Genomic DNA, 11,909 nt, shown 5'->3' with positions numbered 1-11,909 from the left:
CAATTCTAGTCACCAGTCACTAGCCGCCAGCAACTCACCAATTACCAATAGCCCTTTAACAGGCTTTGCCCAAGGATTAATTCACGTACAAACGGAGTGGGTGCTGTTACTGGCGTGCGATTTGCCTTGCTTGCGGTTGGAAGTGTTGCAAGATTGGACGCGCGAACTGGTAGAAATGCCGAAGGAGGCGATCGCTCTGCTTCCGCGCCATCCTAAAGGCGGGGAGCCTTTGTGCGGTTTCTATCGTCGCAGTTGTTTGAACGTCCTTGAATCATATATCGAGCAAGGTGGGCGCTCTTTTCAGCGGTGGTTGGCGCAACATCCGGTTCAACCCCTATCCCATTTCGAGCCTTCGATATTATTTAACTGCAATACCCCAACTGACTATGCAGCCGTGTCACAGGGCGATTGAGCGTAAGCGCTTTCGGTTGAGAAATGCCATAACCTTGAGCGTAATCAACTCCTAATTGGCGCAGCTTGTCCAAAATAAACTCATCTTCAACAAATTCAGCGATGGTCTGAATACCCATAACGCTAGCAATTTTAGCGATCGCTGCTACCATTTCAGCAGCGATCGGATCGGAGACAATTTCCCGTACAAATACCCCATCGATCTTTAAATAATCTACAGGTAAATTTTTCAGATAGGCAAAGCTAGACATGCCGCTACCAAAGTCGTCTAGGGCAAAACTACAGCCTAGCGCTTTGAGTTGGCGCATCACGGCTGCGGCTTTCGCTAAATTCGTAATGGCTACAGTTTCCGTAACTTCAAAACAAATTAACTGGGGACAAATCTCTGTGAGAGCAAATTGCTCTTGAACAAAAGAAATAAACTGTTCGTCATTTAGCGTTGCACCAGATAAATTAACTGCATAAACATGAGGCAGACGAGCAGTTGAGGACAGCATTAAGTGACGAAACAAAGTTTGAATCACCCAGCGATCGATCCGGTGCATCAGATGGTAGCGTTCGGCAGCAGGAATAAATGCCATCGGCGAGACTAATTTTCCCGTCTCATCCTCCAGCCGCAGCAACACTTCACAGTGATGCGGCGAACCAACGCTGGTCGGAGCGATCGCGGCGATGGGTTGATAGAATAGCCGAAAGCGGTTGTCTTCCAATGCTTGAGGTAGGCGCGTCACCCATTGCATTTCTCCTTGTTGAATGGCAAGTTCGGTGTCGTCAAGTTGGTAGATGTGGACGCGGTTACGCCCTTTGTTTTTGGCAACATAGCAAGCAGCATCAGCAGCACTTAAGACGCTAGCAACACTAGGAGTGGTAATATTAATTTCTACTAGACCAATGCTGACACCAACGGTAAAGGTTTTGTCTTGCCAAACGAAGCGATAGTCGTTGATTTGCTGCCGCAGCACGTTAGCAATTTGAGTCGCTTGTTCTAAAGGACACGAATAGAGCAGGATGCCAAATTCATCTCCACCTAAGCGGGCTAGAGTATCGGTTTTACGTAATTGAGTCGGTAGCAAGCTGCTAATATGACGCAGCAGCATATCTCCGGCTGCATGTCCGCAAGTATCGTTGATAATTTTGAATTGATCGAGATCGAGGTAACAGAGGACGTGCTGGATGCTGCCATTTTGGGCGCTGTGGACGGCGGTTGCCAAGCGTTTCTCAAATTCTCGTCGGTTGTAGAGTTCGGTTAAGGGGTCGTGGCTGGCTTGCCATGCCAGTTGTCTCGCCATCGTGTTGGCTTGAGTGATGTCGCGAAACACTAAAATGCTACCGATCAGTTGGCGATCGCTAGCATAAATCGGTGCAGCTGAGTGATCGATTGCAAATTCCGTCCCATCCCGTCCGATTAACAAGGTGTTGTATGAGGATTTGACAATCCGACTTTCATCTAAAACTCGCTCTACGGGATTGTCTAATGTCTCCCGCGTAATTTCATTGACGATCTTGAAGACACAATCGAGGGGTAGTCCTCTAGCTTGTTCGCCATCCCAACGGGTGAGTTTTTCTGCTACGGGATTGAGCGATTGAACGTAACCCTCTGCATCTGTGGTAATGACGGCATCGCCAATTGAGTGTAATGTCACTTGTGCTAGTTCTTTTTCACGCGAGAGAGCAAGTTCGATCCGCTTGCGCTCGTTAATTTCTCGCGTTAGTTCTAAGTTGGCAGCTTCAGCGATTTTTGCCCTGACGAGGGCTTCTTCTGCTTGTTTGCGGGCAGTGATGTCGTGTTGTACGCCCCAAACTCGCACTAGATAGCCATTTTCGACAATACCGATGAGATTGTTGAGAAAGTAGTGGAGATTACCGTGGCGATCGAACTCGCACAATTCAGCATCTACCAGGCGATAGCCAGAACTGATGAAGGCGCGAAAAAACTCTATATTAGCGGGAATGGACTTGGGTAAAAATTCACCGATCCTCGCTCCTAGCATCTCACCTACACTGGCGTAACCGAACATACGTGTTAAGACTTCGTTGCATTCTGCGAGATAGCCGTGTTGGTAAAAGTCATTGACTTGGATCTCTAGAGCAGCTTGAATTGCTACTGGTCGCTCTAATTCACAACGCCAAATACCTTCGGAGCTTTGGGCGAGGAATACGCGATAGCGTTCTTCACTTTTCAGTAGTGCCGCTTGAGATTGGTTCAGCTGAGTTAGCATCCAATTAATCGTACTGGCTAGACAGGCTAATTCGTCGTTACCAGGTATTTCAACGCGGGAACACAGGTCGCTACTAGCACCGATTCGGCTGACATCGCTGCTTAAACGCGCTATGCGCGACAGGACTAATTTTTCTAATAGTAGTAAAGTCGTGACGCTAAAGACCAAACCAACCAACAACAATAACCACACCAGATAACGAACGCTGAGTTGTCCGCGTTGGTAGATCTGCCTTGGTAAATTTACGCGCAAGATTGCAGCCGGATTCCCTTCCATATTTCGCAGCATCGCGTAGCCAGCAATCGTACTTTCATTTAGCGATCGCACGAAGACTTGCTCGTTTTTAATTAAAGTTTGCTCTGCTCTTTGAAAGTCTAAGGGTATGGGCGGATGGTCTAATCGCTCTAAGGCAATATCGAAGTGAGTTTTTGCTGCTAGCTGCTTGACATCCAGATAGCGTCCCATGACGAGAATGCCGCGATTGGGACCTTTGCCTTCACTGGTTAAAATTTGCCGCACGGCAATCAACATCAGTCCTTCAGGTAGCTGCAACAGCCCCATTTGCTGTCGCTCTTCATTATCTGGCTGTAGTAGAAATTCTGGTTGTTGGAAGTATTTTTGTAGGCTTTTCGGTACTGGTAAAGCCTGTTTTGCATAAGGCGTGATGAAGCCATTATAAACTATGCGTCGATCGCGGCGACGGATATACATAATTAGATCGAGATTCGATCTTACGAGCGAAGCATAGTTAAATGCGTTTTGAAAATATTTAAGATTGCCAGTTTCAATATCGGTATAAGTGCCGTCCCACTCTGCCTCGTCGCCATTCATGATGTTTAATTTGTTCAGCTCATCATTGTATGCTTGCACGATGCGGCGGACATTTCGATCGGCATCTTGTTCTTCCACTTGGATAAACCCATCCAATAAAATTGTTTTGGAAGTGCTATACAGCGCTACAAATAGACTGAATAGCGTCATGCCAGTAATGATTAATGTCTTTTTACGCAGCGTCATAAGATGGCATTAGCAGCAATAGTTGACTGGATTTGGCAAGCAATTTAACGATCTCACCTCGCTTCTGCACGACTTGCGAGCAGTGAGGTTGAGTTTGCTGCTGACGAGATGAGCGAGACTGTACAGCTAAAATGGTTGCTACTGACTGCAAGAGCGATATTTTTCTAGTACTCATTTTCTCTTCCCAGTAAATTGCAACATAACCCTAGCCTCTAGCATCAACTGAAAAAAGTCATAAAAAAGTACATAGTTTTTAATTTTTGCTGTTGACTTGGAAATTTTAACTTCAGTAGCTACCTGATGTCTCTTCATTAAATTCGATTAGAAAAAAGTCGTCAAGCTCGATTCAACCAATGCTATTTCATCTAAAGCCGATCGCACTACTAATAATTGCAATTTGTAAAGAAAATGTTCGATCGTGTAGTCAAACTTGAGCTTTTTTAAAATGAATCCTTGTTTGAATCGAAAATCAAAAAGTCTGAAGCAAAAAACAGTCGAGAATTAGTACTGCGTAGCTGCTGTCTATAGGTTTAAGTAGTTATTATGCATCAGCGATCGCGCTAAGTGCCATATAGAAAAGCTTAATTTTACCCTTCTTTGCATAAACAATTGCTTAAATTTTAGTTAGAAAAAATAATTACTGCAAATCTCTGCACAAATTGCCAATCGAGTATAAAAAATATCTCAGTTAGTCCTGGAAAAACGGAGTAGCGATCGTTACAAGTACTTCTGCATTTATGCATATTTTCATCTACGATGATGAAATTCTTACTAACATAAAGTGTTAGCTAACGATTTATTTCTACTCAAAAACTAGAGGTTTATCATCCTCAAGAATATTTCCTGGCTGTGCTAATTTAAGCCGTAAATCTTTTGGTAAGCCAAACATACCTGTATGACTCACAGCATCGTATGCTTTCAGTTTATCTACTAAATTGCGATCGCCTATCCTCTGCTCGATCGCACTTCCACTCAAATTAGCAGGGTCAATATTATTAGTTGCAATAATAAATCCCCACGTACAAGCAAAAGAGGGAATAAAGATAGAATAGCTGCGGACGACAGGAAAAACACTATGAATAGTCCGCCGAATTGTAGCGTGTTCCGTCCACTTCAAAGGCGAAAGAGAAAACCCTTGGACTACCATTACCCCCGACTCTGAGAGTCGCTGCTGACAAAGGGAATAAAACTGTTTGGTATAAAGCGCGATCGCGGGTCCCTCTTCTAAAGCATCAGTAATATCGAGGATAATGACATCAAACTGAGCTTCTTGCTGCGCCAAATATGCGCGACCATCAGTATGTAACAATTCCAATCGCGAATCGCTAAAAGCACCTTGATGCCAAGAAGGAAGTTTTTGCTGGCAAAATTCTACCAATTCCCGATCTAAATCCACCATCACCAAAGATTTGACATTGGGGTGCTTCAAAACTTCTCGCGGTGTTGCACCTTCCCCGCCACCAATAATTAACACCCGTTGCGGATCGGGATGAGTCATCATTGCTGGCTGTACCAACGCCTCATGATATAGATACTCATCTACTTCAGCCGATTGAATCGTGTCATCCAACACCAGCACGTCACCGTAAGCTGCTGTTTTGGCAAATTCCATCGCTTGAAACTGAGTCGATTTAGCCTCCATACCTCCGACTCGCCGCAACAGGCGAATTTCATCTGAGGTTGTCTGATCGCTCAGCCAGCTACTAAATTCTAAGCTCATATTTGATGGATTCCTGATGTCTATTTTGGTAGTGGCGCACGGCTGTGCGTCACTACCATTTCTACCTCACTTTCTCAGCATTAAAGGCAACTGCGAGGCTTGAACGATCGCCGGATCGAATCTTTCGTGCAATTGCTTGGACACCCATTTCGGTCGCCAGAGTGTTTCTAATACTTCACCAAAGGGTACGACATCTAAATCGCCACAGGTAAATATGTCTAAGAAACAAGCTCGGTATTCTGGATATGTGTGAATGCTGGCGTGAGACTCGGAAAGCATTAACACAACCGAAACACCGCAAGGTTCAAATTTGTGCTTGAGATGCGCCACAATGGTAGCTCCTACTGCACTAACTGCTCTGACCATATCGCGTTCGATCTGTTCTAGATCGTCCATGTCAGCTTCACAACCAGAAAAATTCAGCAGCAAATGCCGACCGTAAAAATCGAATCGCTTTTCCATAGGGCTAATCTCTTTCTTTACAAAAAATTGTTCTTCCCGAAAACGGTAGTATCACCGCCTGTTAGAGTGTTTGTTGGTTTATGCAAAATTTAGCTAGCAAACTTTAGCTATGGAAATTTTCAGCATCGCAAGATGGTCAGCTTGAGATGTTGCAAAATGTCGCTAGCGGCTTTAATCCCAGATAGGGCTGCTCCTTCCATGTAGCCTTGCCATTCATAGAAAGAATTTGTGTGTTCCCCTGCAAAAAATAGGTTGTCAACTGGCTTGCCTTCGTTACCGCAGATCGTGGTAAATTGCCCTGGCTTGTAACAGGAGTAGCTACCTTGGGCGAGGGGGTTAGCAGTCCAGTTTTCTAGATGTACGAGTAAATCGCCAGCGCGATCGCGTGTTGCTTGGGCGATCGCCCCTGGATAAACTTTTTCCAAATCTTTCAAAAATAGGTGCGCTTCTGTTTGCACGCGATTGGGATCGAGCGTCGCTCCCCTTCTACCACTAGAAAAGTCTACTAATATGGCGCGATCGCCACTTGCTCCAGTCGGGTTTGTTTCCCAAGTGGTTTGATGGTGGGACAAATTAGAGTACGATGCACCGCTACTGCCACGATCTGCCCAAGGACGACCGTTAAAACCCAGCATCATTTTGGCGTGAGTTGCTTGATCGAGTTGATTAATTGCTTCTTGCTTCCAATCTGGTAGTTCTAAGTTTGCGTCTAGTTCGACTTGACGCAGTAATGCAAAAGGAATTGCTAACACTACGGCATCGTATGCGACATCAATCGTGCGATCGCCGTTGTCGAAAGTGACTTCTATGCGGTTTGTTGAATTCTTGCGTACCCTCACCAGTCTCATCCCCAACTCAATCTGTCCTTGGAGTTCTTGGCTTAATCCTCGGACGATTTGCTCGTTACCCTCAACGATGTGATAACGCTCGTCACTAAAAATTTGAAAGGGAGAAGCTTGTGATGTTTCAATGTCTCGTACCACCAACAAAAAATTCAGACAGCTTTGTTCTTCCAACTCCAGCCCATATTCTGCCATATAGGCTGCATTCATCGCAGCCTTAATTGTATCTCCTACTTGGCGTTTTTCTAGATATTCCAATAAATTGATTTTGTCAAACCGTGCGTCCGCCGACGTAAAGCAATCTACAGTTGGCATGGCGGATATTTCTTGTAAATCACGTCTTATTTCAGCTATAAATGCTTGATATTCCTCTAAAATCGCCGATTCAGTGTAATGCTTTCCGTTGAAATAGCAAGCAAATTCTCCTGGCTGCTGAGACACGTCTTCCAGCGTGAGTTGGAATTGTCGCGCCCAGCGCAGGATAGTTTTGTTTTGGCTGTCGATGAGTTCTCCACCCCGTTCGATGACTTGATGAGGGAATTTCGCGGCTCCAGGGAATGTTTTACCGAGCGAATAGCAACGTCCGCCGACGCGATCGCTCGCTTCGTAAATTGTGGCAGAGATGCCTTGCTGTTTTAGTTCGTAGCCACAAGCTAAACCTGCTAATCCCGCGCCTACAATGCCAATTTTGACATCTCGCTCCCCCTGAGGCGAGACGTAAGAGCGCTCTAGCTGCATCGCTACGTTCCCCAAAGCCGTTCCCGTTAGTTGGGTTTCTCTTTCCCGTACCGTGGATTGAGCAGCGCTGGCTTGCATCTGAGCTATCTGTTCGATACCCTGACTGATTGAGAGATGATTTTTTTTGGCGTAAATTCCGATTTTTATAGCACGTTTAAGGTCTTGAAATAACAATGAACGACCCATAGATCTCTTTTAAAAGTTTGATTGAAGTTGTTTAGGTACGATCGCGCTTTGACTGGTGGCTGTAGTGGCGATCGGGAAAACACGTTTAATTTTACTGCCCTGTCAAAATTTTTTATGGTACTTAATTTAGATGAAGCGATCGCTGAAGCATCTGCTTAGCATTCTCCTGCACTCAAAAGAATAATTCCGGCAACAATCAAAGATACACCAAATAGGTTGCCATGAGAATAGCTTTCGCGAAAAAGCAAAGCTCCAACTAAAAATGCCAAAATAAATTCTAGCCCAACCACGAAAAGATAGGTGACTCCTAAGCTAGAGTCGTTCATGGCTATGGCTTCAATACTAGCCCCGGCAATTAAAAAGAAATAAACTAGCAAACTAGGCACGAGTTCAGATAGTCCCTTGGAAAGTTTCATATACATGCCACCCAAGGTATAAGCAAATGCGGCAACTAACACCATCATTAAATACATAAACTCGCTCCTTTAAAATTGAAATTTTACAACCAGACTTTTTTTGTTGTTTTATAGCTTAGTGAAGTCAGCTATGTTTATTATTTTTATTATCAAATAAATTGACTATTTTACATAAAATCATCGCACTCTTATATCGCGTCAATACTCAACAACTGCCGAAAAACTTTCAGATTTTTTTTAAGTTTTTCAAAATCCTTAAAAAATATATATTAGATTCATTATTGGAACCACAGTATTTTTACGGGCAATAGTTGAAAACAAGCTGAACTTTAAGAAAAATTTGCGAGTCGATTCAGTGAAAATGCCGATTTAACGAAATACGGAACTTCCACGGACTGCAAAAACGATTGTTCGACTAGAAATCAGCTACTAATTACGGAAAAGTCAGATGCTAAATCCGATTATCTTCATAGAGATTTAATCCTGAACCCTTTTAGTAGCGGTAGCTTCAGCAGAACGGTTTTTGAAATAGTTTTACAAGAAGAGAGTTATCTATTCCTAGTTGCTGACAGCCATAAATTTATAATTTCTTTATGTTTGGAAGGGTTGAAATCGAGTATTCATTAACTTCAGATCGGCAATTTATTAGTTGTTCTTATTAGAGTTAAAAAATAATTTTATCGATTAGTACAGTTAATTACCTAAAATTTGCTGTACGACTTATAACGAGAGTTGATATTGTTGCTGTCTCTAGCTATACATTTAGCATCGATTAACAATGCTGGTACAGCCTGGTAATAGTAATTACATAGTTGAAAAAGGTGATTTTAAAGCTGTAAGTCTTCAGTGTTCTGCTTTTTGTTTTCTTGCACTGACACTCAAATCTTTCTAAAGACTCACAGATATCGGTCTTAAGATAGGCGATCGCCACCTCGAAAATCTGACTGACGAGCGATGTTAGATCTCTCGTTCATCCCACAAGCTATACGTATAAATACTTTACATCCTGCTTATAGCAGACATTACCAGTAGTTTTAGTAGGAGATTGATATGAGCATCGAAAAAAGAGTTGAAGCAGTTGCTAAGAACGTTGAAGGCAAAGTTCAAGAAGCGATGAGCGAGCTGACAGGCGATCCCAAAGATAAGTTGGAAGGACAAGCAAAACAAGAGGATGCAGCCACAATGCACGCTCAAGAAGATGTTAAAGATAAAGCTAAAGATTTCATCGACAAAACTTTTTAAGCGTCAAACTCTCAAGAGTTAGGCGCGATCCAAATTGGCAAGGGATCGAGTTGTCTCTTGCCTTGTTTTATTGGGAGTCGGTAGGGGCGAGTTTCTAAACCTGCCCGTATAGGAGTTGGGAGTGGAGGGACAAGGGAGACAAGGGAGAAGGGGGAGACAAGGGAGAGTCGCCCAGATGAGGGAGAAAGAAATTTACAATCCCTCTCCATACCCTACACCTACACCCAACACCCAACACCCCATACCCCACTTACCACTAGCCACCAGTCACTAGTCACTGTTAACTGACAACTGATAACTGACGGTCGAGTTGTTCGATCGCGCGATCGAGTTGTTCTAACCCCTCAGTCACAGACTCGATAACGCTGAGTTGACCGCGTAATTCAGCTGCACCGTTAAAACCTTTAGCGTACCAGGTCATATGTTTGCGGGCTTGACGCACACCGCGATCGCCCTTGTATTCCCACAGTGCTTGAAGATGTTCTCTAGCACATTGCAAGAGTTCGACTGGTGTAGGAGACGGTAATTCTCGCCCTGTCTTGAGAAAGTAATCTACTTCTCCAACTAAAAACGGATAGCCTAGCGTCCCTCGCGAACACATCACCCCATCTGCACCTGTCTGTTCCAAACACTTCACTGCTGCTGCTACAGAAAAAATATCGCCATTGCCAATTACAGGAATCGACAGCACTTCCTTTACCCGTGCAATCCATTCCCACTTTGCCGCACCGTTGTAGCCTTGGGCGCGGGTACGCCCGTGAACGGTAATCATTTGCGCCCCTGCATCTTCCATCCGCTTGGCAAAGTCTAGGATGGTTATTTCTTTATCCGTCCAACCAATGCGAGTTTTTACCGTCACTGGTACATCGACGGCTTGCACCACAGAACGGACGATCGCTTCCGCAACTTCTGGTTGTCGCAACAGTGAAGAACCACCACCATTTTTGGTAATTTTATTGACCGGACAACCCATATTAATATCGACTGTATCTGCCCCCTCTTCAACAGCTTTGATGGCTGCTTCTGCCAAAAAGTCAGGGCGACAGTCAAATAATTGAATGCTAATCGGTTTTTCCTGCGGTTCTACCTCCATAATTTTAGGCAGCTCTTTGACATAGTGCAGCCCTGTAGCATTCACCATTTCGGTGTACATCATTGACTCTGGAGCATAGCGGCGCACTAAACGGCGAAACACTAAGTCAGTTACACCCGATAGCGGTGATTGTAAGACTCGACTATTAACTTCAAACGAGCCGATTTTAAGAGGTGTTGAGAGTCTAGCTTGCAAGCTAGGAGATAGAGCAACCATAGGAACGAAAGGAGTTAGAGTTTCTACTTTAACGATAAAGAGCGTTCGTTTCGCGCGATCTAGTCTTCATTTTGCGCGATCGCTAATAAATCTTAGCAAAAGGAAATTAAAGGATATATATAAATATTACGAAATAATTCTCGTGATTGCGAATAGTTTGCAAGTTCCGAAATAATGAAAGATGAAAATAATTAAAATTTCCATTCACTGCGATCGCATCTGCTTGAAACTGTTGTTGCATGACTTGGCAGGCTCATCGTAACAGTTTTCTCCGTTGAAGCGATCGAAATTGGTAAAGAGGGAATCCCCATCTTTGCAGCGCTTTTTCACGTCCGAATTTGGCTTGGAAGTCAAGATCGTTCTTTCATTTTTGAGCGCTTAATTTGAAGTTTTGTAACAGAAGCTTTTTCACAAGCTATCTCGACTTTCAGTAGACCGATTTGAAAGTGAGGACAATAAATAATGATCGAAACTGCAAGCGATCGCAAAGCCCAATATCCTTGGTGGGCTGGTAATGCGCGCCTAACTAATTTATCAGGCACATTTTTGACTGCTCACATTGCCCATGCGGCGATCGTAGCCTTTAGTATTGGTGCGCTGATACTGTTAGAAATTAATCGATATTCTCCCGACCGTCCGATGTCAGAACAAGGGTTATTTCTCTTACCTCGACTGGCTACACAAGGGTGGAGTCAGGTTTCTGACGGTCAAGTGACTGACACTTATCCCTTTTTTGCTTTTGGAGTTGTACTGCTTGTTTCCGCCGCAGTTTTTACAGCAGGCACTTTATTTCACCGCAGCCAAGTTCCGGCAAGCTTAGAAGAGTCCAAAAATCCGCTAGCGCGGCAATATCATTTTAGTTGGGACGACCCCAAAAAATTGAGTTTTATTTTAGGAAATCACTTGATTTTCTTAGGAATAGGGGCTTTGTTGTTAGTAGCAAAAGCCATGTTTTTTGGCGGACTTTACGATGCTAATATCGGACAAGTGCGCGTCGTTACTGAACCCACTTTAAGTCCTGGAATAATTATAGACCGCATCGGTCATCTTTTTGATGTCAACAATCTCGAAGATGTTGTTGGCGGTCACATTTATGTTGGTGCGCTGTTAATTGTGGCAGGAATATGGCACATGATTAGCGAACCGTGGGATTGGGTCAAACGACGTTTTCTCTTCTCTGGTAACGCCATTCTTTCTTACTCTCTATTTAGTCTTGCTTTGACAGGATTTGCTGGCTCTTACTTTTGCGGATTTAATACCCTCGCCTACCCAGTTGAGTTTTATGGTGCGCCCTTAAGCCTCAAATCGTCCTTATTACCGCACTACTTCTGTCTCTTATACACATCT

12 protein-coding genes and 1 pseudogene are annotated in these 11,909 nt (G+C 44.0%); 5 read left to right on the top strand and 8 right to left on the bottom strand.

Features of this window, described 5'->3' with window-relative positions:
• Window positions 1-412 (top strand): NTP transferase domain-containing protein (locus C7Y66_RS27725; RefSeq protein ID WP_158266013.1); only part of this gene is annotated, 412 nt, incomplete at its 5' end.
• Here C7Y66_RS27725 and C7Y66_RS27720 read toward each other — a convergent pair.
• The 5 genes from C7Y66_RS27720 to C7Y66_RS27700 form a co-directional block, all read right to left on the bottom strand.
• A complete protein-coding gene (locus C7Y66_RS27720) occupies window positions 363-3,647 on the bottom strand; it encodes an EAL domain-containing protein (RefSeq protein WP_106548046.1) in 3,285 nt (1,094 codons plus the stop codon). The genes C7Y66_RS27725 and C7Y66_RS27720 overlap by 50 nt on opposite strands.
• Window positions 3,634-3,822: a hypothetical protein gene (locus tag C7Y66_RS27715; protein WP_106166755.1), complete on the bottom strand. Its 189-nt coding sequence runs from the start codon at window positions 3,820-3,822 to the stop codon at window positions 3,634-3,636. The genes C7Y66_RS27720 and C7Y66_RS27715 overlap by 14 nt, the downstream gene beginning before the upstream one ends.
• A gap of 627 nt (window positions 3,823-4,449) precedes the next feature.
• Window positions 4,450-5,367, bottom strand: a complete 918-nt coding sequence (locus C7Y66_RS27710; RefSeq protein WP_106548045.1) for a fused MFS/spermidine synthase — start codon at window positions 5,365-5,367, stop codon at window positions 4,450-4,452.
• A 66-nt stretch (window positions 5,368-5,433) separates the two neighbouring features.
• Window positions 5,434-5,829, bottom strand: coding sequence for an adenosylmethionine decarboxylase (speD, locus tag C7Y66_RS27705; protein WP_015156286.1), 396 nt, complete (start codon window positions 5,827-5,829; stop codon window positions 5,434-5,436).
• A 119-nt stretch (window positions 5,830-5,948) separates the two neighbouring features.
• On the bottom strand, window positions 5,949-7,595 hold the full coding sequence (locus tag C7Y66_RS27700; protein ID WP_106548044.1) for an NAD(P)/FAD-dependent oxidoreductase: 1,647 nt from the start codon (window positions 7,593-7,595) through the stop codon (window positions 5,949-5,951).
• Window positions 7,596-7,616: 21 nt separating this feature from the next.
• On the opposite strand from C7Y66_RS27700, the gene C7Y66_RS31460 reads away from it, so the two are divergent.
• Complete coding sequence (locus tag C7Y66_RS31460; protein WP_158266012.1) at window positions 7,617-7,754, top strand: hypothetical protein; 138 nt, start codon at window positions 7,617-7,619, stop codon at window positions 7,752-7,754.
• Here C7Y66_RS31460 and C7Y66_RS27695 read toward each other — a convergent pair.
• Complete coding sequence (locus tag C7Y66_RS27695; RefSeq protein ID WP_015156288.1) at window positions 7,751-8,068, bottom strand: multidrug efflux SMR transporter; 318 nt, start codon at window positions 8,066-8,068, stop codon at window positions 7,751-7,753. The genes C7Y66_RS31460 and C7Y66_RS27695 overlap by 4 nt on opposite strands.
• 993 nt (window positions 8,069-9,061) lie before the next feature.
• Here C7Y66_RS27695 and C7Y66_RS27690 point away from each other — a divergent pair.
• Both C7Y66_RS27690 and C7Y66_RS31455 read left to right on the top strand, forming a co-directional pair.
• Window positions 9,062-9,253 carry a hypothetical protein gene (locus C7Y66_RS27690; RefSeq protein WP_015156289.1) on the top strand — a complete coding sequence of 64 codons (192 nt, stop codon included), beginning with the start codon at window positions 9,062-9,064 and terminating at the stop codon, window positions 9,251-9,253.
• A gap of 121 nt (window positions 9,254-9,374) precedes the next feature.
• The gene (locus C7Y66_RS31455; RefSeq protein ID WP_158266011.1) at window positions 9,375-9,527 is read left to right on the top strand and encodes a hypothetical protein; all 153 of its coding nucleotides are present in this window, start codon (window positions 9,375-9,377) and stop codon (window positions 9,525-9,527) included.
• Between the two features lie 6 nt (window positions 9,528-9,533).
• On the opposite strand, the gene dusB is transcribed toward C7Y66_RS31455, so the two are convergent.
• Complete coding sequence (gene dusB / locus C7Y66_RS27685) at window positions 9,534-10,562, bottom strand: tRNA dihydrouridine synthase DusB (RefSeq protein ID WP_106548043.1); 1,029 nt, start codon at window positions 10,560-10,562, stop codon at window positions 9,534-9,536.
• Window positions 10,563-10,766: 204 nt separating this feature from the next.
• Window positions 10,767-10,916, bottom strand: coding sequence for a hypothetical protein (locus C7Y66_RS31450; protein ID WP_158266010.1), 150 nt, complete (start codon window positions 10,914-10,916; stop codon window positions 10,767-10,769).
• 108 nt (window positions 10,917-11,024) lie between these two features.
• Here C7Y66_RS31450 and C7Y66_RS27680 point away from each other — a divergent pair.
• A pseudogene (locus C7Y66_RS27680) lies at window positions 11,025-11,909 on the top strand (chlorophyll A-B-binding protein); the annotation flags it as partial.

Source organism: Chroococcidiopsis sp. CCALA 051, from assembly GCF_003015105.1.
Lineage (GTDB): Bacteria > Cyanobacteriota > Cyanobacteriia > Cyanobacteriales > Chroococcidiopsidaceae > Chroococcidiopsis > Chroococcidiopsis thermalis.
This window is presented reverse-complemented; position numbering and strand designations above follow the sequence as displayed.

Excerpts from the sequence above, each read along its gene's own strand:
- C7Y66_RS27695 (WP_015156288.1), bottom strand. The coding sequence starts at position 8,068 with ATGTATTTAATGATGGTGTTAGTTGCCGCATTTGCTTATACCTTGGGT.
- C7Y66_RS27710 (WP_106548045.1), bottom strand. The coding sequence starts at position 5,367 with ATGAGCTTAGAATTTAGTAGCTGGCTGAGCGATCAGACAACCTCAGAT.
- C7Y66_RS27690 (WP_015156289.1), top strand. The coding sequence starts at position 9,062 with ATGAGCATCGAAAAAAGAGTTGAAGCAGTTGCTAAGAACGTTGAAGGC.
- C7Y66_RS27720 (WP_106548046.1), bottom strand. The coding sequence starts at position 3,647 with ATGACGCTGCGTAAAAAGACATTAATCATTACTGGCATGACGCTATTC.
- speD (WP_015156286.1), bottom strand. The coding sequence starts at position 5,829 with ATGGAAAAGCGATTCGATTTTTACGGTCGGCATTTGCTGCTGAATTTT.
- C7Y66_RS27700 (WP_106548044.1), bottom strand. The coding sequence starts at position 7,595 with ATGGGTCGTTCATTGTTATTTCAAGACCTTAAACGTGCTATAAAAATC.
- dusB (WP_106548043.1), bottom strand. The coding sequence starts at position 10,562 with ATGGTTGCTCTATCTCCTAGCTTGCAAGCTAGACTCTCAACACCTCTT.
- C7Y66_RS27715 (WP_106166755.1), bottom strand. The coding sequence starts at position 3,822 with ATGAGTACTAGAAAAATATCGCTCTTGCAGTCAGTAGCAACCATTTTA.